Raw genomic sequence first — 21935 nt, forward strand, 5'->3', positions numbered from 1 at the left:
TAAGGAACGTGTAGGAGCGAGGCTTGCCCGCGATGGACTTCAGAGCGCTGCGTTTATCCCGTCAACACGCGCTAGCGTTAACGGCCCTCGCGAGCAAGCCTCGCTCCTACGGGGATCACCTCGCGTAACTGGCTGGCATTGGTCAGTTACGCGAGGTTTTTTCAGGGCGATACGCCGGTCAGGCGGTTTCCGCCCGCTGCGGCCGACGAACGTCCGGCTGTTTCCAGGAGTCGGCGGCGCTCTCTTCGATGGCTTGCTGGATCGCCCGCTTGCGGGCTTCCTCGGCGCGCCGGCCGAAGTACCAGACCAGGAAAGTCACCAGCGACACCGCCAGCAGGATCAGGCTGGCCACCGCGTTGATCTCCGGCTTGACCCCCAGGCGCACCGCCGAGAAGACTTCCATCGGCAAGGTGGTGGAGCCCGGGCCGGACACGAAGCTGGCCAGCACCAGGTCGTCCAGCGACAGGGCGAAGGACATCATGCCGCCCGCCGCCAGGGACGGGGCGATCATCGGGATGGTGATCAGGAAGAACACCTTGAACGGCCGTGCTCCCAGGTCCATGGCTGCTTCCTCGATGGACAGGTCCAGCTCGCGCAGGCGCGCCGACACCACCACCGCCACGTAGGCGGCACAGAAGGTGGTATGGGCGATCCAGATGGTGGCGATGCCACGCTCCTGGGGCCAGCCGATGGCCTGGGCCATGGCCACGAACAGCAGCAACAGCGACAAGCCGGTGATCACCTCGGGCATCACCAGTGGCGCGGTGACCAGGCCGCCGAACAGGGTGCGACCCTTGAAGCGGCTGATCCGGGTCATGACGAACGCCGCCAGGGTGCCCAGGGCCACCGCCGCCACGGCGGTATAGCAGGCGATTTCCAGGGAGCGCAGCACCGAGCCCATCAGCTGGGTGTTGTCCAGCAGGCCGACATACCAGCTGACCGACCAGCCGCCCCACACCGTCACCAACCGCGAGGCGTTGAACGAGTAGATCACCAGGATCAGCATCGGCAGGTAGATGAACAGCAGGCCCAGGACCAGCATCAGGTTGGAGAAACTGAAGCGCTTCATTCCTTGGCCTCCATTTCTTTGGCCTGGCTACGGTTGAACAGGATGATCGGCACGATCAGGATCGCCAGCATCACCACCGCCAGGGCCGAGGCTACCGGCCAGTCGCGGTTGTTGAAGAACTCCTGCCACAGCACCTTGCCGATCATCAGGGTCTCCGGGCCGCCGAGCAATTCAGGAATCACGAACTCGCCCACCACCGGGATGAACACCAGCATGCAGCCGGCGATGATGCCGTTCTTGGACAGCGGTACGGTGATCCTCCAGAAGCTGTTGAAGGTCCCCGACCCCAGGTCGGCGGCGGCTTCCAGTAGGCTCGGGTCATGCTTGACCAGGTTGGCGTACAGCGGCAGCACCATGAACGGCAGGTAGGAATAGACCACGCCGATGTACACCGCAAGGTTGGTGTTGAGGATCTGTAGCGGTTCGCTGATCCAGCCCATGGACATCAGGAAGCCGTTGAGCAGGCCGTTGTTGCTGAGGATGCCCATCCAGGCATAGACGCGGATCAGGATCGCGGTCCAGGTCGGCATCATGATCAGCAGCACCAGCACGGTCTGCATTTCCTTGCGGGCACTGGCGATGGCATAGGCCATCGGGTAGCCGATCAGCAGGCAGAGGATGGTGCTGATGAACGCCATCTTCAGCGAGCCGAGGTAGGCGGCGATGTACAGCTCGTCGTCCCCGAGCATCGCGTAGTTGCCCAGGTTCAGCAGGATCTGCAGCTTCTGGTCGACGTAGCTGTAGATCTCGGTGTACGGCGGGATGGCCACGTCCGCTTCGGCGAAGCTGATCTTCAGGACGATGAAGAACGGCAGCATGAAGAACAGGAACAGCCAGATGAACGGAATCCCGATGACCAGCTGGCGGCCTCCGGGAATTATTCGGTCGAGTCGGCGCTTGAGCTTTCGCATGTTCATGAGCGCAGTACCACGCCGCTGTCGTCTTCCCACCACACGTAGACCTGGTCACCCCAGGTCGGCCGCGCGCCACGGCGCTCGGCGTTGGCGACGAAGGATTGCACCAGCTTGCCGCTCGGCAGCTCGACGTAGAACACCGAATGGCCACCCAGGTAGGCGATGTCATGGACCTTGCCGCTGGACCAGTTGTACTCGCAGGTCGGCATCTCGGCGGTCACCAGGAGTTTTTCCGGGCGGATGGCGTAGGTCACCGACTTGTCCTGGACCGAGGTGCTGATGCCGTGGCCGACGTAGATGTTGCGGTCCACGTCCTTGCAGGTGATCAAGGCATGGCCTTCGGCATCGTCCACCACTTCGCCCTCGAAAATGTTGACGTTGCCGATGAACTCGCAGACCAGGCGGCTGACCGGGGTCTCGTAGATATCGATCGGGCTGCCGATCTGGGCGATCCAGCCCAGGTGCATGATGGCGATGCGCTCGGCCATGGTCATGGCCTCTTCCTGGTCGTGGGTCACCATCACGCAGGTCACGCCTACGCGCTCGATGATCTCCACCAGCTCCAGCTGCATCTGCGAGCGCAGCTTCTTGTCCAGGGCACCCATGGGTTCGTCGAGCAGCAGCAGCTTGGGTCGCTTGGCCAGGGAGCGGGCCAGGGCCACGCGCTGGCGCTGGCCGCCGGAGAGCTGGTGCGGCTTGCGCTTGGCGTACTGGCTCATCTGCACCAGCTTGAGCATCTCCGCCACCCGGGCGTCGATCTCCGCCGAAGGGATCTTGTCCTGCTTGAGGCCGAAGGCGATGTTCTGGGCCACGGTCATGTGCGGGAACAGCGCATAGGACTGGAACATCATGTTGATCGGCCGTTCGTAGGGCGGCATGTCGGTGATGTCCACGCCATCGAGGAAAATCCGGCCCTCGGTAGGCCGTTCGAAGCCGGCCAGCATGCGCAACAGGGTGGACTTGCCCGAACCGGAGCCGCCCAGCAGGGCGAAGATCTCGCCTTTCTTGATCTCCACGGACACATCGTCCACGGCCACCGTCTCGTCGAACTTCTTCGTGACCCGGTCGATCTTGACCAACACCTGCTTGGGTGTCTGGTCGCCCTCGAGGGCTTTCTTATAGGCGCCGGAGGCAACTGCCATTTGCGAAACTCCCAACAAAATTTTCAGCCCGCCCCTGGTGGACGGGTCCCGGATAGTTTGAGCCTGTAGAACTATTTACCCGTCTTGACCTTGGTCCAGCTGCGGTTCATCAAGCGTTGGATACTGGCTGGCAACTCTATGGACACGTAAGTCTTGTCGAGCACGGCCTGCGGTGGATAAACCGCTTCATCGGCGCGGATGGACTGGTCCATCAACTTGTCCGACCCGGGGTTGGGGTTGGCATAACCGACGTAGTCACTGACCTGGGCGATCACCTCAGGTTGCAGCAAATAGTTGATGAAGGCGTGGGCCTCGTTGACGTTGCTCGAGTCCTTGGGGATGGCGAGCATGTCGAACCACAGGGCACCGCCTTCCTTGGGGATGGCGTAGGCGATGTTCACGCCCTTGCCGGCATCGGCAGCCCGGGCCCGGGCCTGGAACACGTCGCCGGAGAAGCCGATGGCCACGCAGATATTGCCGTTGGCCAGGTCCGAGATGTACTTGGACGAGTGGAAATAGGTCACGTAGGGGCGTACCGCCAGGAGCTTGGCCTCGGCCTTCTTGTAGTCCTGGGGATTGGTGCTGTTGGCGTCCAGCCCCAGGTAGTTGAGCACCGTGGGCATCATTTCGTCGGCGGAATCGAGGAAGGCCACGCCGCAGCCGCTGAGCTTCTTGATGTTCTGCGGTTCGAACAGAGCGCTCCAGGAGTCGATCTTGTCCACACCCAGGGCGGCCTTCACTTTCTCGACGTTGTAGCCGATGCCGTTGGTGCCCCACAGATAGGGCACCGCGTATTGGTTGCCCGGATCGTTGGCTTGAAGGCGCTTGAGCAACTGCGGGTCGAGGTTGGCATAGTTGGGCAACAGGTTCTTGTCGAGCTTCTGGAAGGCCCCGGCCTTGATCTGCTTGCCCAGGAAGTGGTTGGACGGCACCACCACGTCGTAGCCGGTGCGGCCGGCCAGCAACTTGCCTTCCAGGGTTTCATTGGAATCGAACACGTCATACAGCGGCTTGATACCCGTGCTCTTTTCGAAATCTGCCAGGGTGCTCTGACCGATGTAGTCGGACCAGTTATAAATATGCACGGTCGATGCCGCCTGGGCGCTTGCCACCAGCGTCAGGCTGGCGGCGGCCAGCATGGCTTTGCGAAATAAAGTAGTAGGCAAGTGGAGGTCCTCTTGAATAGTTGGGCCAAAGTTGCCCCGCGCTACCTGACAGCCCCCAAGCTGCCCAGCAACAAAACCGGCGCGCAACTTACCCTCGATAAACCAATCCAGCAAAACTTTCTGTCATTTATTTATTTCCTGTTGCCGCCCTCGCCATGACGACGGCAACAGGCATCGCTGTAAATCGGCTTATTTGCCGGATTTGATCTTGGTCCAGCTGCGGGTCAGGATGCGCTGGGTCGCGGCCGGCAGGTCGGCGATCGCGTACAACTTGGCCTGGACATCGGCAGGAGGGTAGACGCCCGGGTCGCTGGTGATGTCTTTATCGACCAGAGGAGTGGCGGCCGCGTTACCGTTGGGGAAACGCACGGCGTTGGTGATCTCGGCCATGATTTCCGGCTTCTGCAGGAAGGTCATGAACTTGTAGGCGCCCTCGACGTTTTCCGCATCCTTGGGAATGGCGACCATGTCGTAGAAGCTGCCAGCACCTTCCTTGGGAATGTTGTAGCTGACCTTGACCTTGTCACCGGCCTCGGCGGCGCGGGCCTTGGCCTGGTAGATGTCACCCGAGTAGCCCACGGCCACGCAGATGTTGCCGTTGGCCAGGTCCGAGATGTACTTGGAAGAATGGAAATAACCGATCGAAGGACGGATCTTGAGGAACAGCTTCTCGGCCTCGTCCAGTTGTTTCTTGTCCTGGCTGTCGGTCGGATAACCCAGGTAATGCAGTGCCACCGGGATCATCTCGGTCGGCGAATCGAGGAAGCTGATGCCGCAGGACTTCAACTTCTCGGCGTTTTCCGGCTTGAACAGCAGGTCCCAGGAGTTAGTCGGAGCGTCGGCACCCAGTGCGGCCTTGACCTTCTCGGCGTTGAAGCCGATGCCGATCGAGCCCCACATGTAGGGGAAGGCATGCTTGTTGCCCGGGTCGCTCACCGATACCGCCTTGAGCAGCGATTCGTTGAGATTCTTCCAGTTCGGCAACTTGGACTTGTCCAGCTCCTGGTAGACACCAGCCTTGATCTGCTTGGCCAGGAAGTTATTGGAAGGCACTACCACGTCATAACCGGACTTGCCGGCCAGCAACTTGGCTTCCAGGGTTTCGTTGCTGTCGAACACGTCATAGACCACCTTGATGCCGGATTCGGCTTCAAACTTCTTGATGGTGTCCGGCGCGATGTAGTCGGACCAGTTGTAGACGTGCAGCACTTTATCGTCCGCTTGTGCCGCCGTCGCCATCACGCCCATCAGGGACATGGCGAGGAGGGTCTTGCCAGCTAACTTCATACCTAATGCCTTCATGCGTAATGCTCCAATTGTTCTTTTTAAGCACATTCTCGGTGACCCGCTGCCGGGTGCCACTGTCCGGCCCCCCTGAAAACGGCGGCTAGTCTGGCAAGATCCAAGGCCGGCTTTCAAGGCAAGTTCCGGCCTTTATATCCGCTTTGAGCGCAGTGCCCGCAAGCACTGCGCTCAAAGCCTAGCACTCAGCCCCGCAGCGCACCCAAGGTCAGGTCCAGGCACTTGCGCGCCTTGGCCACCAGCTCGTCGATTTCCGCCTCGCTGATCACCAGCGACGGGGCGATGATCATGGTGTCGCCCACGGCACGCATGATCAGGCCGTTGTCGAAGCAGAACTGCCGGCAGATCATGCCCACGCCCCGGCCTTCGTAACGCGCCCGAGTGGCCTTGTCCTTGACCAGTTCGATCGCCCCCAGCATGCCCAGGCCGCGAACTTCGCCCACCAGCGGGTGGTCGCTGAGCTCGCGCAAACGCTTCTGCAAATACGGTGCCGTCCGGTCATGTACCTTCTCGACGATTTTCTCTTCGCGCAGGATGCGGATGTTTTCCAGGCCCACCGCCGCTGCCACCGGGTGGCCGGAATAGGTGAAGCCGTGGTTGAAATCACCGCCCTCGCTGAGCACTTTGGCCACGGTGTCACGCACCACCACACCACCCATGGGGATGTAACCGGAGGTCAGGCCCTTGGCGATGGTCATGAGGTCAGGTGCAAGGTCGTAGTAGTCGGAGCCGAACCACTGGCCGGTACGGCCGAAACCGCAGATCACTTCGTCGGCGACGAAGAGGATTTCGTATTTGGCGAGGATCTCCTTGATCTTCGGCCAGTAGGTTTCCGGCGGGATGATCACACCGCCCGCGCCCTGGATCGGCTCGGCGATGAAGGCCGCGACGTTGTCCTCGCCGACTTCGAGGATTTTCTTCTCCAGTTGCTCGGCAGCCCACACACCGAACTCATCCGGCGTCATGTCGCCACCTTCGCCGAACCAGTATGGCTGCGGGATATGCACGATACCCGGGATCGGCAAGCCGCCTTGCTCGTGCATGCCGCTCATGCCGCCCAGGCTGGCGCCGGCCACCGTGGAGCCGTGGTAGCCGTTGATACGGCCGATGATGGTCTGCTTCTTCGGCTTGCCCTTGAGCGCCCAGTAGTGACGGACCATGCGCAGCACGGTGTCGTTGCCCTCGGAGCCGGAGCCGGTGAAGAACACGTGGCTCATGCCTTTGGGCGCGACGTCGATGATCGCCTTGGCCAGCTCCAGCGCCGGCGGGTGGGCGGTCTGGAAGAACAGGTTGTAGTACGGCAGTTCGCGCATCTGCTTGCTGGCCACTTCGGCCAGTTCATCGCGGCCGTAACCTACGGCCACGCACCACAGGCCGGCCATGCCGTCGAGGATCTGGTTGCCTTCACTGTCCCACAGGTACACACCCTTGGCATGGGTGATGATCCGCGGCCCCTTCTCCTTCAACTGGTTGAAGTCGCTGAAGGGTGCCAGGTGGTGATCACTGCTGAGGGTTTGCCACTCGCGGGTTTGCGGGTTTTTATGAGTCATCAATGTCTCCTTGGTATCAGTGAAGGCGCCACCGACGGGCAGCGGCGCCTGGCGTATCAGACGGCGAACAACAGGAATTCCCTCTCCCAGGAACTGATCACGCGCTTGAAGTTTTCATGCTCGGCTCGCTTGACCGCGACGTAGCCGGTGATGAACTTGTGGCCCAGGTACTTCTCGATGGTCTTGCTGTTTTCCATGCGTTCCAGGGCGTCCTCGATGGTCAGCGGCAGGCGCAGGTTGCGGCGCTCGTAACCACGGCCCACCACCGGTGCGCTCGGGTTGTGCCCTTCGACCATGCCGATGAAGCCGCACAACAGGCTGGCGGCGATGGCCAGGTAGGGATTGGCGTCGGCACCCGGCAGGCGGTTTTCCACCCGGCGGTTCTGCGGCCCGGCATCCGGCACCCGCAGGCCCACGGTGCGGTTTTCCTCGCCCCACTCGACGTTCACCGGCGCCGAGGTATCGGGCAGGAAGCGGCGGAACGAGTTGACGTTGGGGGCAAACAGCGGCAGCAACTCGGGGATGAACTTCTGCAAGCCGCCGATATGGTTGAGGAACAACTGGCTCATGGTCCCGTCGTCGTTGGAGAAGACGTTCTTGCCGGTGCTGATGTCGACGATGCTCTGGTGCAGGTGCATGGCGCTGCCCGGCTCGCCGGTCATGGGCTTGGCCATGAAGGTGGCGGCCACATCATGCTTGAGCGCCGCTTCGCGCATGGTGCGCTTGAACACCAGGATCTGGTCGGCCAGGGACAGGGCGTCGCCGTGACGGAAGTTGATCTCCATCTGCGCCGTGCCGTCCTCGTGGATCAGGGTGTCGAGATCCAGCTCCTGCAACTCGCACCAGTCGTAGACGTCCTCGAACAGCGGGTCGAATTCGTTGGCGGCCTCGATGGAGAACGACTGGCGCCCGGTTTCCGGACGCCCGGAGCGGCCCACCGGCGGCTGCAGCGGGTAGTCGGGGTCGTCGCTGCGCTTGGTCAGGTAGAACTCCATTTCCGGCGCCACGATCGGCTGCCAGCCATGGTCGGCATAGAGCTTGAGGACCTTCTTGAGCACGTTGCGTGGCGACAGCTCGATGGGGTTGCCTTGCTTGTCGTAAGTGTCGTGGATCACCTGGGCGGTGGGCTCGATGGCCCAGGGCACCAGGTACACCGCGTTATGGTCCGGGCGGCAGATCATGTCGATGTCCGCCGGGTCCAGCAGTTCGTAATAGATGTCGTCTTCGACATAGTCGCCGGTCACGGTCTGCAGCAGCACGCTCTCGGGCAGGCGCATGCCTTTTTCGGCGATGAACTTGTTGGTCGGCGAGATCTTGCCCCGGGTGATACCGGTCAAGTCGCCGATCAAGCATTCGACTTCTGTGATCTTGTGGTCTTTCAACCAATCGGTGAGCTGGTCGAGGTTGGTACTCATAAATGCCTCTAGGCTGAGTTTCCTGACTCTCTATTAAGTCAGGCGTTGTGTGACGCCTGGGCGTCGCGCTGTTTTGCCCGCTCGCGGCAGGCATCACCAAAAGCCTGGAAGATGGCCAGGTAGTGAGGATTGCAGCTTACCTGCCATTCGGGGTGCCATTGCACCCCCAAAGCAAAAGCCTTGCTCCTGTCTACGGAAATCGCCTCGACCAGCCCGTCCGGAGCACGCGCCTCGACCCGCAAGCCCGGAGCCAGACGCTCCAGGCCCTGGGCATGGATGGAATTGACTTGCAGGGTTTGCGGCAGGCCCAGGTCGGCCAGCACGCCACCGGCCTCGACATGCAGGTCATGGGCCGGGGCGTACCAGGCATCCAGGGGCTGGCCAGGTTCATCCCCATGGCGGTGGTCCATGAACGGCGGCACCTGGTGCACGTCCTGGTGCAGGCTGCCGCCCAGGGCGACGTTCATTTCCTGGAAGCCGCGGCAGATGCCCAGCACCGGAACCCCGGCCTCGACGGCGGCCCGCAGCAGCGGCAAGGTGGCGGCGTCCCGTGCAGAATCATGAGCAGTGCCCGGCGCGCTGGCCTGGCCCTGGTAATGGAAAGGTTCGATATTGGAGGGGGAACCGGTAAAGAGGATGCCGTCCAGTCCGTCCAGGATATCGCACGGTGCCAGCAACGCAGCCAGGGATGGGAGGATCACCGGCAGGCCCTGGGCCGCGGTGGCCACCGCCTGGACATACTCGTCGCCACTGATGTGGTAAGCGTGCAGACCGATCTGCCTGGAGCAGGCGGTGACGCCGATTAACGGCCGGCGAGACATGAAACACCCCGGTATTATTGATGTTATGGGTTTGAGCCGAGCTTAGCCTTGTTCATTTTTTTACACAACACCCCTGTAAAAGATACAACACAGCTCACTCAAGCACGGGGTGGACAGGGTGCCCAAACCCATAAAAGCGCCCTGTTTTACGGCAAAAATGCCCCGCCAGCCCTTTATTAGGGCATAAAAGGCCTCGCTTGACTTCGGCATGCCGTTCGGGTTGACTGAAACCAGAAAAGATCAATGATTGATATTTTTAACAACAAAGGTATTGCATCATGTCGGTACCCCCGCGTGCCGTTCAGCTTAACGAAGCGAACGCGTTCCTTAAGGAACATCCTGAGGTCCTGTACGTCGACCTTCTGATTGCGGATATGAATGGTGTGGTGCGCGGCAAGCGCATCGAACGCACCAGCCTCCACAAGGTCTACGAGAAGGGCATCAACCTCCCGGCTTCCCTCTTTGCCCTGGATATCAATGGCTCCACGGTGGAAAGCACCGGCCTGGGCCTGGATATCGGTGATGCCGACCGGATCTGCTATCCGATCCCCGATACGCTCTCCAACGAACCCTGGCAGAAGCGTCCCACCGCACAGCTGCTGATGACCATGCACGAACTGGAAGGCGAGCCGTTCTTCGCCGACCCCCGTGAAGTGCTGCGCCAGGTAGTGAGCAAGTTCGACGAACTGGGCCTGACCATCTGCGCCGCGTTCGAGCTGGAGTTCTACCTGATCGACCAGGAGAACGTGAACGGCCGTCCACAGCCTCCACGCTCGCCGATCTCCGGCAAGCGCCCGCAGTCGACCCAGGTCTACCTGATCGACGACCTCGACGAATATGTCGATTGCCTGCAGGACATCCTCGAAGGCGCCAAGGAACAAGGCATCCCGGCCGACGCCATCGTCAAGGAAAGCGCCCCGGCGCAGTTCGAAGTCAACCTGCACCACGTCGCCGACCCGCTCAAGGCCTGCGACTATGCGGTATTGCTCAAGCGCCTGATCAAGAACATCGCCTACGACCATGAAATGGACACCACCTTCATGGCCAAGCCTTACCCAGGCCAGGCGGGCAATGGTCTGCACGTCCATATCTCGGTGCTGGACAAGGATGGCAAGAACATCTTCACCAGCGAGGATCCCGAGCAGAACGCCGCGCTGCGTCACGCGATCGGCGGTGTGCTCGAGACCCTGCCAGCGTCGATGGCGTTCCTGTGCCCGAACGTCAACTCGTACCGTCGTTTCGGCGCCCAGTTCTACGTGCCGAACGCGCCGAGCTGGGGCCTGGACAACCGCACCGTGGCCCTGCGCGTACCTACCGGCACGCCGGACGCAGTGCGTATCGAGCACCGGGTTGCCGGCGCCGACGCCAACCCCTACCTGCTGATGGCCGCAGTGCTGGCGGGCGTGCACCACGGCCTGACCAACAAGGTCGAGCCCAGCACCCCGATCGAGGGCAACGCCTACGAGCAGGTGGAGCAGAGCCTGCCGAACAACCTGCGCGACGCCCTGCGCGAGCTGGACGACAGCGAGATCCTCAACAAGTACATCGATCCGAAGTACATCGACATCTTCGTCGCGTGCAAGGAAAGCGAGCTGGAGGAGTTCGAACACTCCATCTCCGACCTCGAGTACAACTGGTACCTGCACACCGTCTGAACGGCTGGCAGCCAAGAACGCCGCGTGGCCCAAGGCTCGCGGCGTTTTTTTATGCCCCTGATACGTGATCGCGGCTCGTGCCTGCCACTACAGGAAACAGCGCCCTCGCGTACAATGCCGGCTGCCCGACAGGAGACCCCGATGACCCGCACCGCCCCTCTTCGCAAGCCCCAGGCTCGCAGCCAGGCCCGGATCGACTCGATACTCGACGCCGCCCGCACCCTGCTGGCCGCCGAGGGCGTGGCCAGCCTGTCGATCTACAGCGTGGCCGAAAGGGCGCAGATTCCCCCCTCATCGGTCTATCACTTCTTCGCCAGCGTCCCGGCCCTGCTGGAAGCCCTCACCGCCGATGTCCACGCTGCGTTCCGCGCCTGCCTGCAGGCCCCCATCGAGCACGACCAGCTCACCAGCTGGCGGGATCTGTCACGCCTGGTGGAGCAGCGCATGCTGGCCATCTACGACGAAGACGCCGCGGCCCGCCAGTTGATTCTGGCGCAACACGGCCTCACCGAGGTGACCCAGGCCGACCGCCAGCATGACCTGGAACTGGGCGAGCTGATGCTCCAACTGTTCGACCGGCACTTCGAACTACCTGCACTGCCCCGGGATGTGGACGTGTTCGCCCTGGCCATGGAACTGGGCGATCGGGTGTATGCCCGCTCGGTACAGCAGCACGGGCAAATCACCGCCCGCATGGCCGAGGAAGGCATGCGAGTGTTCGATGCCTACCTGGGCCTGTACCTGCCGCCCTACCTGCCCAAGCGCTCCACGCAGCCCTGAAGCCGGACCTTGACCTGAACGTCAGACCTGGCGCAGCAGCAGTTTGTCGATGTGGTGGTCCACGGTCTTGTGGATGATCAGGTTGGCTCGCTCCCGGGTAGGCAGGATGTGCTCGACCAGGTTCTTCAGGTTCACACGGTCCCAGGTATCGGACGCCATGGCCAGGGCCTCGGGGTCGGAGAGCCCCTTGAACTTGTTGAAATAGGAATCCGCCGACTGGAACGCGGTGTTCTTCAAGTAGACGAAGCGCTCCAGGTACCAAGTCTTGATGGCCTCCGGCGCGGCGTCGACATAGATCGAGAAGTCGATGAAATCCAGGGCATGCAGGCCCTGCCCTTGCACGCCCTGCAGGACATTCAGGCCTTCGAGGATGACGATGTCCGGCGCTTCCACCGACTGCATTTCATCGGCCAGGATGTCGTAGCGGACATGGGAATAGATGGGAATCTGCGCAGTCTCGCCCCGCCGGCACACCGCCTGCAGGAACTCCAGGAACAGCGGTTCGTCGTAGGACTCGGGAAACCCCTTGCGGTGCAGGATGTTCTTTTCCTGCAAGGTGGCCAGGGGGAAAAGAAACGAATCGGTGGTCACCAGATGCACATTGGGCTTGCCTGGCCAGTAGGCCAGCAACGCTGCCAGGACCCGGGCAAAGCTGCTCTTGCCCACCGCGACACTACCGGACACGCCGATCACATAGGGCACCCTGGCCCCGGCCTGCGGCGCCTTCAGTGCCTGCACCCGGGCTGCATGCAAGTGCAGCAGGCGCGACAAGGGCAGCAAGATCTGCCTCACTTCCTCGGGCGCCATGGGCTGGGTCGGACTGGTCAGCGCCTCCATCTCGGACGGCGCCAGGCTCATGGGTTCCCCGGCCCGGAGAGCGGCCCAATGGTCGCGATCGAACTCCAGGTACCCTGCGTTTGGACCCTGCTTTGTTGTCATGTCTGTACTGTTCAGGCCGTGCGAAAGCAGGGAAAGTATCAAATCTGACCGGTATTTACAGCGTCCATGAAAAAAGCCCCGCAGGGCTCCTACCCTCCGGGGCCGTCTATGGCGGCATTCACAGCTTGGCGATCGAGACCTCGGTGGACTTCACGAAGGCGATCACTTCACTGCCGATGGACAGCTCCAACTCCTTGACCGAGCGGGTGGTGATCACCGAAGTGACAATGCCGGAAGCGGTCTGCACGTCGATTTCCGACAGCACGTCACCCTCGACGATTTCCTTGATGGTGCCCTTGAACTGGTTGCGAACGTTGATGGCTTTGATGGTCATGGTATTTCTCCTGGGGTCGAAAAACAGAACTGCAAGTTTCAAGCGGTCAGCGGCAAGCCCAAGCACGACACTCTTGCTTGCCGCTGCTCTAGAGCGCCCAACGCAGCTGCGTGGGCAAAGGTGAAACGGGTTCCGGCTCGGGCGGCGACCCGGGCAATGACAACACGCGATTGAGCACTTCGGTCTCCAGCGCCGCCAGGCGATGGGAACCTCGCACTCGCGGGCGCGGCAGCTCGACGTGCAGGTCCAGGCCGACCTCGCCGTCTTCGATCAGGATCACCCGATCGGCGATCGCCACCGCTTCGCTGACATCGTGGGTCACCAGCAGCACGGTGAAGCCATGCTGCTGCCACAAGCGCTCGATCAGCTGCTGCATCTCGATCCGGGTCAGGGCATCCAGGGCCCCCAGCGGCTCATCCAGCAGCAACAGCCGTGGTTGATGGATCAGCGCCCGGGCCAGGGCGACGCGCTGCTTCTGGCCACCGGACAAGGCCGCCGGCCATTCATTGGCCCGATCCGCCAGGCCCACCGCCTCCAGGGCCTCCAGGGCCTGGGGACGCCAGTTGCCCTTGAGGCCGAGCCCGACGTTGTCGATCACCTTCTTCCAGGGCAGCAAGCGTGCGTCCTGGAACATCAACCGGGTGTCCTCGCGAGCCTCGGCCAGCGACGCGGCACCAGCCAGCAACTGGCCAGCGCTGGGCTGGTCGAGGCCGGCCAGCAAGCGCAGCAAGGTGCTCTTGCCACAGCCGCTGCGCCCCACCACCGCGACGAACTGGCCAGCGGGAATGTGCAAGTCGATTTCCCGCAGCACCTGCCGCGAGCCGAAGGTCTTCTGCAGCTTGCGCACCGCCAGCGGGATGCCCCGCAGCAGCCGCGGCGGTTGCTGGGCAGTCATTGCGCACCTCCCCTGGCGACCTGGTAGGCCGGGTGCCAACGCAGCCAGACCCGCTCCAGGCCACGCGCGGCAAGGTCCGCGAGTTTGCCCAGCACGGCGTACATGACGATGGCCAGCACCACCACGTCGGTCTGCAGGAACTCCCGGGCATTCATCGCCAGGTAGCCGATACCGGAACTGGCGGAAATGGTCTCGGCGACGATCAAGGTCAGCCACATGAAACCCAGGGCGAAGCGCACCCCCACCAGGATCGAAGGCAAGGCACCGGGCAGGATCACCTGGCGAAACAGGGCGAAGCCCGACAGCCCATAACTGCGGGACATTTCCACCAGTGCCGGATCGACGTTGCGGATGCCGTGGTAAGTGTTGAGGTAGATCGGGAACAAGGTCCCCAGGGCGACCAGGAAGATCTTCGCCGACTCATCGATGCCGAACCACAGGATCACCAACGGGATCAGCGCCAGGTGCGGCACGTTGCGGATCATCTGCACCGAGCTGTCCAGCAGGCGCTCGCCCCATTTCGACAGGCCGGTGATGAAGCCCAGCGCCAGGCCGATGCCGCCACCGATCAGGAAACCCAGCCCGGCGCGCCAACCGCTGATGGCCAGGTGGGTCCAGATATCGCCGCTGCGGATCAGGTTGGCCCCGGCCTCGATCACCGCGCTGGGTGCCGGCAGGATGCGCGTCGACAGCCAGCCGGCCGAAACCGCCAGCTGCCACACCGCAAGCAACAGCACCGGCAGTACCCAGGGCGCCAGCCGATGCACTATGCGTTGTCCGTTCATGGCCGCACCTCAGCTCTGGGACGCGGCTTTGGGGATGATGTCGTTGGCCACCATCTCGCCGAACGGGCTGACATAACCGGCAGCCTCCGGCAGCTTGGGCCGCTCGATGTCCAGGTGCGGGAACAGCAACTCGGCCACCCGATAAGACTCTTCCAGGTGCGGATAACCGGAGAAGATGAAGGTATCGATCCCCAGGTCCGCGTACTCCTGCATCCGCGCCGCCACCGTAGGGCCGTCGCCTACCAGGGCGGTGCCAGCGCCACCGCGTACCAGGCCGACGCCGGCCCAGAGGTTGGGGCTGACTTCCAGCTTGTCGCGACGACCACCGTGCAAGGCCGCCATGCGCTGCTGGCCCACGGAGTCGAAGCGCGCCAGGGATGCCTGGGCCCGGGCGATGGTCTCGTCATCCAGGTGGGAGATGAGTTTTTCCGCGGCTTTCCAGGCTTCTTCGTTGGTTTCGCGCACGATCACGTGCAGGCGAATGCCGAAGCGCACGCTGCGCCCTTGCCGAGCGGCCTTTTCCCGCACTTGCCGGATCTTCTCGGCCACGGCGGCAGGCGGCTCGCCCCAGGTCAGCACCATGTCCACCTGTTCAGCGGCCAAGTCCTGGGCCGCTTCCGAAGAACCACCGAAATACAGCGGCGGACGCGGTTGCTGCAAGGGTGGATAGAGCAGCTTGGCGCCCTTCACGCTGATGTGCTGGCCGTCGTAGTCGACGGTCTCGCCTTCCAGCACTCGCCGCCAGATGCGGGTGAACTCCACCGAAGCCTGGTAGCGCTCCTCATGGTCGAGGAACAGGCCATCGCCCGCCAGCTCGTCAGGGTCGCCACCCGTCACCAGGTTGAACAGCGCCCGTCCGCCGGACAGTCGGTCCAGGGTCGCTGCCTGGCGCGCCGCCACCGTCGGGGAAATGATCCCGGGGCGCAGGGCCACCAGGAACTTCAGGCGCTGGGTCACCGGAATCAGCGAGGCGGCCACCAGCCAGGAGTCCTCGCAGGAACGCCCGGTAGGGATCAGCACGCCACCGAAACCCAGGCGGTCGGCGGCCTGGGCGATCTGTTGCAGGTAACCGTGATCGACGGCGCGGGCGCCTTCGGCGGTGCCAAGGTAATGGCCGTCGCCGTGGGTGGGCAGGAACCAGAAGATGTTGAGGCTCATGGAGTGGTCTCCTAAGGGGTCGGGTTACGGCGCTTTGGCCACGGCGGCGCCGGGCGTCCAGATCACGTCTTTGATGTTCAGGGGCTTGGGAATCAGCTTGAGCTGGTAGAAGCTGTCGGCGATTTTCTGCTGGGCGGCGATCACTTCCGGGGTCAGGAAGCCCGCGCCATAGCCCTGGCGCTTGACCGAGGTCAGGGTGATTTCGGGAGACAGGCCCAGCAGCGGCGCCACCTGTTGGGTGACCTCCTGCGGGTTGGCCCTGGACCACTCGCCCACCGCCCGCACTTCTTTCACCAGGGTCTCGATCACCTCAGGGTGCCGTTGTGCATAGGGCTTGGTGGCCAGGTAGAACTGGTGGTTGTCGACGATGCCGCTGCCATCACGCAGGGTTCGCGCTTGCAACTGCTGCTCGGCGGCGGCCTGGTAAGGGTCCCAGATCACCCAGGCATCGACGCTGCCACGCTCGAAAGCGGCGCGGGCATCGGCCGGAGGCAAGAACACAGTCTGGATGTCGCTGTACTTCAGGCCGGCATCTTCCAGGGCGCGGACCAGCAAGTAATGGACGTTGGAGCCTTTGTTCAGCACCACCTTCTTGCCCTTGAGTTCCTGCACCGAGCGGATCGGCGAGTCCTTGGGCACCAGGATCGCTTCGCTCAGGGGCGCCGGCGGCTCATAGGCCACGTAGAGCAGGTCGGCGCCGGCAGCCTGGGCGAACACCGGCGGGGTTTCGCCGGTCACGCCGAAGTCGATGGAGCCGACATTCAGCCCCTCCAGCAGCTGCGGACCACCGGGGAACTCGGTCCACTGCACGTCGACACCCTGCTGGGCCAGGCGTTTCTCCAGGGAGCCCTTGGCCTTGAGCAGGACCAGGGTGCCGTACTTCTGATAACCGATACGCAGGGTCTCGGCCTGGGCTTGGACAATGGCACCGAAGGACACAGCCGCAGCAAACAGAGCGACCAAGCCACGGCGCAAAATGACAGGGCGCATGGCGCTCTCCTTTTGGCTCTTGGGTTATGGCTGCACCTGCTTGCCCGTTGGCGGGCGAGTAAGGCCAGTGATGCGAATCAGGGGTGCGGCTCAGATACTCCAGCGAGCACTGAGCAGGCGTTCGTTCAACAGACTCGGGTCCAGCGGCCTGGGTCGGCGCGCCAGGGCGCTGTGAAACTGCTCGAGGGCTTCACGCAAGCGCTGCTCCAGGGCGTCGGCCAATTGCGGCTGGGCGCTGCCTTCGCCGTAGGCGATCTGGCTGTCCTCGGCAAAGATGCCCTGCAGCATTTCCTGGGCCTTGAGCGCCGACAGCACCGGTTTCAAGGCGTAATCCACCGCCAGCATATGGGCGATGCTGCCGCCGGTGGCCATGGGCAGCACCACCTTGTGGTGCAAGGCGCGCTCGGGCAGCAGGTCGAGCAGGGTCTTGAGCGCACCGGAGAAAGACGCCTTGTACACCGGGGTAGCGATCAGCAAGCCATCGGCCTGTTCGATCTGTTGCAGCAGGTCGATGATCCTGGGGCTGTCGAAGCGGGCATGGAGCAAGTCTTCGGCGGGGAAATCCCGCACCTGGTAGCTGACCACCTCCACGCCCTGCTGCTGCAACCAGCGCCTGGCCAACTCCAGCAACACCCCGGAACGGGAGCGTTGGCTGGGACTGCCACCGAGAGAGACCACCAGCATGCAGGGATTCCTTGAGCGATTGGGGCGATTCGCGGGATGCGATCTCGCCGGACTGAACAGACCTTAACAGTCTATTTTTATATCCATAAATCTTATTTTTTCATTTGTTTATTCCCTATACGAATATGAGGAGCACTGTTTCGCAGGCCAAAAAAAAGGCCGTCGAAACGGCCTGAAAACCCCTGCTTTATGGATAGGTCACGCGCCTCAACGGTTGGGTTGGGGAGTCAGGCGCAGGTAGGGCTTCACTGCGCGGTAGCCTTTGGGAAAACGCCGCTTGATTTCCTCTTCGTCCTTGAGGGAGGGCACGATCACCACTTCGTCACCGTCCTGCCAGTTGGCCGGGGTGGCCACCTTGTAGTTGTCGGTGAGTTGCAGCGAGTCGATCACCCGCAGGATCTCGTGGAAATTGCGCCCGGTGCTGGCTGGGTAGGTGATGGTCAGGCGGATTTTCTTGTTCGGGTCGATGATGAACAGCGAGCGCACGGTCAGGGTGTCGCTGGCATTGGGATGGATCAGGTCGTAGAGGTCCGAGACCTTGCGGTCGGCATCCGCCAGGATCGGGAAGTTGACCCGGGTGTCCTGGGTCTCGTTGATGTCCTCGATCCAGCGGTGATGGGAATCCACCGGGTCCACCGACAGGGCGATGGCCTTGACCCCGCGCTGGGCGAATTCGTCCTTGAGCTTGGCGGTAAAACCCAGCTCGGTGGTGCAAACCGGGGTGAAGTCCGCCGGATGGGAAAACAGCACGCCCCAGCTATCGCCCAGCCACTCGTGGAAACGAATCTTGCCGGCACTGGAATCCTGTTCGAAGTCGGGGGCGATATCGCCCAGTCTGAGGCTCATGGATGCTGCTCCTGTGAGTGCGTGATGGGCCTACTCCGCCTGGGGCGCAGATTATTTAAAAAGAATAAATATCGATTTATTAAGATCCTATAGGAATATTAAAAATCTCTTCACTGGACTCGCGGACAGGCCGGGAACACTCTTGGCCACAAGGTTCGAGAAGGCCTTGAGTAGCTGCAAGAAAGAGGGGAATTCAGGAAGGGCTCACGGGGGTGGGCCTGACTTGGAACGAAGCCTCGCCCGGCATTGCGCCGGGCGAGGTTTTTATTGCCGATTACAGCAGCGGGATCGAGTAGCTGACGATCAGGCGGTTTTCGTCCTGGGAACGAGTGTTGGCCAGGTCGGTACGCCACATGGCGTTTTTCCAGGCAAAGCCCAGGTTCTTCAGCGGGCCTTCCGGAATGACGTAGGCCACGGTCAGGTCGCGCTCCCACTCGGTCTTGCTGCCCAGGGCGGTATCGATGTTGTTGCCACGCAGGTAGACCGCGTTGGCGGTCAGGCCTGGCAGGCCGACCTTGGCGAAGTCATAACCGTAGCGAACTTGCCAGGTACGCTCGCCAGCACGGGCGAACTTCTGGATCTGCATGTCGGTGATGGTGCTGTTGGACGAGCCATCGCCCTGGTTCAGCCAAGGGAAGTCGCTATCGCCCTTGGTGTACTGGTAGCCGGCGCCGAAGGTGTGGCCTTCGATCGAGTACAGGGCCAGGTAGCTATACAGGTCGTTGTCGACCTTGCCCTTGGTGACCTTGTTGCCGTAGTAACCCGTGGTGTAGTAGCTCGAGGTGTCGCCATTGCGGCCATCGTCGCGGCTGCGGTAGTAGCGCAGGTCGCTCTTCAGGACACCCGGGCCGATTGCCCAGTTATGCACCAGGCCGAGGAAGTTCTGGTTGTAGAAGTTCTTCAGTTCGCCGTAGTAGTACGAAGCAGTCAGATCCTTGGTGACCTTGTAGTCGGCACCGGCGTAGTAGAACTTGTTGCTGAACTCGCCTTTCGGGTAGTTCGAGCCAGCGTTGGCGCCCGCGATGGACAGGCCTTCGTTGTTGCTCGAGTTACGACCCTTGGCGCGCTCGACCTGGCCGGCAGTCAGGGTCAGGTCCTTGAATTCGTTCGAGGTGATCTGGCCACCCTGGAAGGTTTGGGGCAGCAGGCGACCGTCGTTGTACTTGATCACCGGGTTGTTCGGCAGCAGGGTGCCGATCTTCAGCTCGGTCTGGGAAACCTTGACCTTGCCGGTCAGGCCCAGGCTGGCGAAATCATGAACAGCCTTGTTGCCATCGCTCGGGAAGATGGTGCCGCCGGAAGCGGTACCAGAAGAGTTACCGCTCGTGGCCGGCGAGGAATCCAGGCGCAGGCCATACAGCGCAATGGCATCGACGCCAAACTGGACAGTGCCCTGGGTGTAACCCGAGGTGAAACGCAGATCGAAGCCTTGGCCCCACTCTTCGTTCTTGTTCGGGCCAGTACCGTCACGGTTATCGGTGTTGATGTAGAAGTTACGCAGCCCCAGAGTGGCCTTGCTGTCCTCGATGAAACCAGCGGCGCCTGCCTGCTGCGCCAAAACCCCTACGGCCACAGCCAGGGCCAAGGTGGACTTGTTCATGTATCGCTCCTCTCGTTTTCTAATTCTTGTGGTTCCTGGCCCCAGATCGAAACGCCCGGGTGCCACAGATGCGCGATTAGCGCCAGACCGTGACTGATAAGTCAATCGTAACGATCTGTGTCTTCGACCAATGTCTAATCGCAGTTATTGAGTCCATGCAGGTTAATGAATTACTCATAAACCCAAAAAGAATTATTCCATTCTTTCTCATACTCTTCAGGAATAAGAAACGCCATCCGCTAGTCAAAAGCTCCAGCGTAGACGCTTGCGAGCCTATTCCTGAAAAATATTTTCCCGCCGCTATACCTTCCAGGCCCTCGGCCAGGTCAATGAATAACGTCATAAGGGATCAAAAAAGCGACGCAATATTGGCTAAGGGCCTATCCTCCCGTCAATTTGTTACAGTTTTAGTATCGAAATGAAATTATTCTGAAATACACAGCGCCGCGGTCCGATCCCATGATCGAGCCGCGGCGCTGGCGAACGGATGGAAAGATTTCAGAGGGCTTTTTCGAAGATCTTCGAATTGCGCTGATAGTTGTACAGCGAGGCCCGCGCCGATGGCAGGCGCTCCACGCTGCTGGGCACAAAGCCCCGTTCACGGAACCAGTGAGCCGTGCGAGTGGTGAGCACGAACAGGGTCTTGAGGTCCTGGGCCCGGGCCCGGGCCTCGATCCTTTCCAGCAATTCATCGCCACGCTTGCCGTGCCGATACTCCGGGTTCACCGCCAGGCAAGCCAGTTCGCCAGCGTCGGAGTCGGCGATCGGGTACAGCGCAGCGCAGGCGATGATCATGCCTTCGCGCTCGACCACGCTGAACTGCTCGATCTCCCGCTCCAGCACTTCGCGGGAACGCCGCACCAGGATGCCCTGTTCTTCCAGCGGGCTGATCAGCTCCAGCAGGCCGCCAACATCCTCGATCGCCGCCTCGCGCACCCGCTCGAACTGCTCCTGGGCCACCAGGGTGCCACCGCCATCGCGGGTGAACAGTTCGGTCAGCAAGGCGCCATCCTCGGCATAGCTGACAATATGGCTGCGCCCTACCCCACCCCGGCAAGCCTCGGCCGCCGCATCCAGCAACTCGGCCTGGTAGTTGGCGCCCAGACGCTGCAAATGGGCAGGCACCTGTTGCGGACGCAGTTCACGCACCAGCTTGCCATTCTCGTCCAGCAATCCCGGGTCAGCCCCGAACAACAGCAGCTTGTCGGCGCCCAGGTCGATGGCGGCACGGGTGGCGACGTCTTCACAGGCCAGGTTGAAGGTTTCCCCGGTAGGCGAATAGCCCAGGGGCGACAGCAGGACGATGGATCGCTCGTCCAGCAGGCGGTTGATACCCTTGCGATCGACCCGACGCACCTCGCCGGTGTGGTGGTAGTCGACGCCCTCGAGCACGCCGATCGGCCGCGCGGTCACCAGATTGCCGCTGGCGACCCGCAACCGCGAGCCCTGCATCGGCGAGGAGGCCATGTCCATGGACAGGCGCGCTTCGATGGCGATGCGCAGCTGGCCCACGGCGTCGATCACGCATTCCAGGGTGGCGGCATCGGTGATCCGCATCCCGTGGTGGTAATGCGGAGTCAGGCCGCGGGCGGCCAGGCGTGATTCGATCTGTGGACGGGAACCATGCACCAGCACCAGGCGCACTCCCAGGCTGTGGAGCAGCACCAGGTCGTGGACGATATTGCCGAAGTTGGGATGTTCGACACCATCGCCGGGCAGCATGACCACGAAGGTGCAGTCGCGATGGGCATTGATGTAGGGAGACGCATGGCGGAGCCAATTGACGTATTCGGGCATGAACCTGAGCCTGTAAATAAAAAGCAGCCTATGAAAGGACGAAACGGAAAACGCACAACGGGCTGATGGTTATCGTCGGAACAGGCTTGGCGA

General features: G+C 62.0%; 20 protein-coding genes. 2 read left to right on the forward strand and 18 right to left on the reverse strand.

The genetic code is table 11. The features are described from left to right. Positions 1-178: 178 nt before the first annotated feature. The 8 genes from ACK6AU_RS05250 to ACK6AU_RS05285 all read right to left on the reverse strand — a co-directional run bounded on the left by ACK6AU_RS05250 (position 179) and on the right by ACK6AU_RS05285 (position 9379). Positions 179-1069 carry an ABC transporter permease subunit gene (locus ACK6AU_RS05250; RefSeq protein WP_409298106.1) on the reverse strand — a complete coding sequence of 297 codons (891 nt, stop codon included), beginning with the start codon at positions 1067-1069 and terminating at the stop codon, positions 179-181. Beyond that, complete coding sequence (locus tag ACK6AU_RS05255; RefSeq protein ID WP_185696985.1) at positions 1066-1986, reverse strand: ABC transporter permease subunit; 921 nt, start codon at positions 1984-1986, stop codon at positions 1066-1068. The genes ACK6AU_RS05250 and ACK6AU_RS05255 overlap by 4 nt, the downstream gene beginning before the upstream one ends. Beyond that, positions 1983-3125, reverse strand: a complete 1143-nt coding sequence (locus ACK6AU_RS05260) for an ABC transporter ATP-binding protein (RefSeq protein WP_409298108.1) — start codon at positions 3123-3125, stop codon at positions 1983-1985. The genes ACK6AU_RS05255 and ACK6AU_RS05260 overlap by 4 nt, the downstream gene beginning before the upstream one ends. A gap of 71 nt (positions 3126-3196) precedes the next feature. Continuing rightward, entirely contained in the window at positions 3197-4291 is a 1095-nt protein-coding gene (locus ACK6AU_RS05265) for a polyamine ABC transporter substrate-binding protein (protein ID WP_185696984.1), read from the reverse strand. Positions 4292-4480: 189 nt separating this feature from the next. Continuing rightward, on the reverse strand, positions 4481-5578 hold the full coding sequence (locus ACK6AU_RS05270) for a polyamine ABC transporter substrate-binding protein (protein ID WP_022641705.1): 1098 nt from the start codon (positions 5576-5578) through the stop codon (positions 4481-4483). A gap of 200 nt (positions 5579-5778) precedes the next feature. Beyond that, positions 5779-7143, reverse strand: coding sequence for an aspartate aminotransferase family protein (locus tag ACK6AU_RS05275; RefSeq protein WP_185696983.1), 1365 nt, complete (start codon positions 7141-7143; stop codon positions 5779-5781). A 56-nt stretch (positions 7144-7199) separates the two neighbouring features. Then, complete coding sequence (locus tag ACK6AU_RS05280; RefSeq protein WP_022641707.1) at positions 7200-8558, reverse strand: glutamine synthetase family protein; 1359 nt, start codon at positions 8556-8558, stop codon at positions 7200-7202. 38 nt (positions 8559-8596) lie between these two features. Continuing rightward, positions 8597-9379: a gamma-glutamyl-gamma-aminobutyrate hydrolase family protein gene (locus tag ACK6AU_RS05285; protein ID WP_185696982.1), complete on the reverse strand. Its 783-nt coding sequence runs from the start codon at positions 9377-9379 to the stop codon at positions 8597-8599. A 278-nt stretch (positions 9380-9657) separates the two neighbouring features. On the opposite strand from ACK6AU_RS05285, the gene ACK6AU_RS05290 reads away from it, so the two are divergent. Both ACK6AU_RS05290 and ACK6AU_RS05295 read left to right on the forward strand, forming a co-directional pair. Beyond that, positions 9658-11034: a glutamine synthetase family protein gene (locus ACK6AU_RS05290; protein WP_185696981.1), complete on the forward strand. Its 1377-nt coding sequence runs from the start codon at positions 9658-9660 to the stop codon at positions 11032-11034. 141 nt (positions 11035-11175) lie between these two features. Then, entirely contained in the window at positions 11176-11814 is a 639-nt protein-coding gene (locus tag ACK6AU_RS05295; protein ID WP_185696980.1) for a TetR/AcrR family transcriptional regulator, read from the forward strand. Positions 11815-11835: 21 nt separating this feature from the next. Here ACK6AU_RS05295 and coaA read toward each other — a convergent pair whose 3' ends face one another. From coaA to argA, 10 genes are all read right to left on the reverse strand, one after another. Next, positions 11836-12753, reverse strand: coding sequence for a type I pantothenate kinase (gene coaA / locus ACK6AU_RS05300; RefSeq protein ID WP_185696979.1), 918 nt, complete (start codon positions 12751-12753; stop codon positions 11836-11838). Between the two features lie 118 nt (positions 12754-12871). Continuing rightward, positions 12872-13087 (reverse strand): molybdopterin-binding protein, encoded by a 216-nt coding sequence (locus ACK6AU_RS05305; RefSeq protein ID WP_011064106.1) that lies wholly within the window; start codon positions 13085-13087, stop codon positions 12872-12874. Positions 13088-13175: 88 nt separating this feature from the next. Continuing rightward, the gene (gene ssuB, locus ACK6AU_RS05310; RefSeq protein ID WP_282879216.1) at positions 13176-13982 is read right to left on the reverse strand and encodes an aliphatic sulfonates ABC transporter ATP-binding protein; all 807 of its coding nucleotides are present in this window, start codon (positions 13980-13982) and stop codon (positions 13176-13178) included. Then, the gene (ssuC, locus tag ACK6AU_RS05315) at positions 13979-14767 is read right to left on the reverse strand and encodes an aliphatic sulfonate ABC transporter permease SsuC (protein ID WP_409298113.1); all 789 of its coding nucleotides are present in this window, start codon (positions 14765-14767) and stop codon (positions 13979-13981) included. Before ssuC ends, ssuB begins: the two co-directional genes overlap by 4 nt. A gap of 9 nt (positions 14768-14776) precedes the next feature. Then, positions 14777-15925, reverse strand: a complete 1149-nt coding sequence (ssuD, locus tag ACK6AU_RS05320; RefSeq protein WP_022641712.1) for an FMNH2-dependent alkanesulfonate monooxygenase — start codon at positions 15923-15925, stop codon at positions 14777-14779. 24 nt (positions 15926-15949) lie between these two features. Then, positions 15950-16915 carry a sulfonate ABC transporter substrate-binding protein gene (locus tag ACK6AU_RS05325; protein ID WP_409298115.1) on the reverse strand — a complete coding sequence of 322 codons (966 nt, stop codon included), beginning with the start codon at positions 16913-16915 and terminating at the stop codon, positions 15950-15952. Between the two features lie 90 nt (positions 16916-17005). Further along, a complete protein-coding gene (gene ssuE, locus ACK6AU_RS05330) occupies positions 17006-17599 on the reverse strand; it encodes an NADPH-dependent FMN reductase (RefSeq protein WP_185696975.1) in 594 nt (197 codons plus the stop codon). A gap of 207 nt (positions 17600-17806) precedes the next feature. Continuing rightward, positions 17807-18445, reverse strand: coding sequence for a peroxiredoxin (locus ACK6AU_RS05335; RefSeq protein WP_022641715.1), 639 nt, complete (start codon positions 18443-18445; stop codon positions 17807-17809). Between the two features lie 274 nt (positions 18446-18719). Next, complete coding sequence (locus ACK6AU_RS05340; RefSeq protein ID WP_185696973.1) at positions 18720-20045, reverse strand: OprD family porin; 1326 nt, start codon at positions 20043-20045, stop codon at positions 18720-18722. Positions 20046-20543: 498 nt separating this feature from the next. Continuing rightward, complete coding sequence (gene argA, locus ACK6AU_RS05345; RefSeq protein ID WP_409298118.1) at positions 20544-21842, reverse strand: amino-acid N-acetyltransferase; 1299 nt, start codon at positions 21840-21842, stop codon at positions 20544-20546. Between the last annotated feature and the right edge of the window lie 93 nt (positions 21843-21935).

Source organism: Pseudomonas sp. KCJK8993 (assembly GCF_046230915.1).
Taxonomy (GTDB): Bacteria; Pseudomonadota; Gammaproteobacteria; order Pseudomonadales; family Pseudomonadaceae; genus Aquipseudomonas; species Aquipseudomonas piscis.

Excerpts from the sequence above, each read along its gene's own strand:
- argA (WP_409298118.1), bottom strand. The coding sequence starts at position 21,842 with ATGCCCGAATACGTCAATTGGCTCCGCCATGCGTCTCCCTACATCAAT.
- ACK6AU_RS05255 (WP_185696985.1), bottom strand. The coding sequence starts at position 1,986 with ATGAACATGCGAAAGCTCAAGCGCCGACTCGACCGAATAATTCCCGGA.
- ACK6AU_RS05250 (WP_409298106.1), bottom strand. The coding sequence starts at position 1,069 with ATGAAGCGCTTCAGTTTCTCCAACCTGATGCTGGTCCTGGGCCTGCTG.
- ACK6AU_RS05305 (WP_011064106.1), bottom strand. The coding sequence starts at position 13,087 with ATGACCATCAAAGCCATCAACGTTCGCAACCAGTTCAAGGGCACCATC.
- ssuE (WP_185696975.1), bottom strand. The coding sequence starts at position 17,599 with ATGCTGGTGGTCTCTCTCGGTGGCAGTCCCAGCCAACGCTCCCGTTCC.
- ACK6AU_RS05275 (WP_185696983.1), bottom strand. The coding sequence starts at position 7,143 with ATGACTCATAAAAACCCGCAAACCCGCGAGTGGCAAACCCTCAGCAGT.
- ACK6AU_RS05325 (WP_409298115.1), bottom strand. The coding sequence starts at position 16,915 with ATGCGCCCTGTCATTTTGCGCCGTGGCTTGGTCGCTCTGTTTGCTGCG.
- ssuC (WP_409298113.1), bottom strand. The coding sequence starts at position 14,767 with ATGAACGGACAACGCATAGTGCATCGGCTGGCGCCCTGGGTACTGCCG.
- ACK6AU_RS05285 (WP_185696982.1), bottom strand. The coding sequence starts at position 9,379 with ATGTCTCGCCGGCCGTTAATCGGCGTCACCGCCTGCTCCAGGCAGATC.
- coaA (WP_185696979.1), bottom strand. The coding sequence starts at position 12,753 with ATGACAACAAAGCAGGGTCCAAACGCAGGGTACCTGGAGTTCGATCGC.
- ACK6AU_RS05295 (WP_185696980.1), top strand. The coding sequence starts at position 11,176 with ATGACCCGCACCGCCCCTCTTCGCAAGCCCCAGGCTCGCAGCCAGGCC.
- ACK6AU_RS05280 (WP_022641707.1), bottom strand. The coding sequence starts at position 8,558 with ATGAGTACCAACCTCGACCAGCTCACCGATTGGTTGAAAGACCACAAG.
- ACK6AU_RS05340 (WP_185696973.1), bottom strand. The coding sequence starts at position 20,045 with ATGAACAAGTCCACCTTGGCCCTGGCTGTGGCCGTAGGGGTTTTGGCG.
- ACK6AU_RS05335 (WP_022641715.1), bottom strand. The coding sequence starts at position 18,445 with ATGAGCCTCAGACTGGGCGATATCGCCCCCGACTTCGAACAGGATTCC.
- ssuB (WP_282879216.1), bottom strand. The coding sequence starts at position 13,982 with ATGACTGCCCAGCAACCGCCGCGGCTGCTGCGGGGCATCCCGCTGGCG.
- ACK6AU_RS05270 (WP_022641705.1), bottom strand. The coding sequence starts at position 5,578 with ATGAAGTTAGCTGGCAAGACCCTCCTCGCCATGTCCCTGATGGGCGTG.
- ACK6AU_RS05260 (WP_409298108.1), bottom strand. The coding sequence starts at position 3,125 with ATGGCAGTTGCCTCCGGCGCCTATAAGAAAGCCCTCGAGGGCGACCAG.
- ACK6AU_RS05290 (WP_185696981.1), top strand. The coding sequence starts at position 9,658 with ATGTCGGTACCCCCGCGTGCCGTTCAGCTTAACGAAGCGAACGCGTTC.
- ssuD (WP_022641712.1), bottom strand. The coding sequence starts at position 15,925 with ATGAGCCTCAACATCTTCTGGTTCCTGCCCACCCACGGCGACGGCCAT.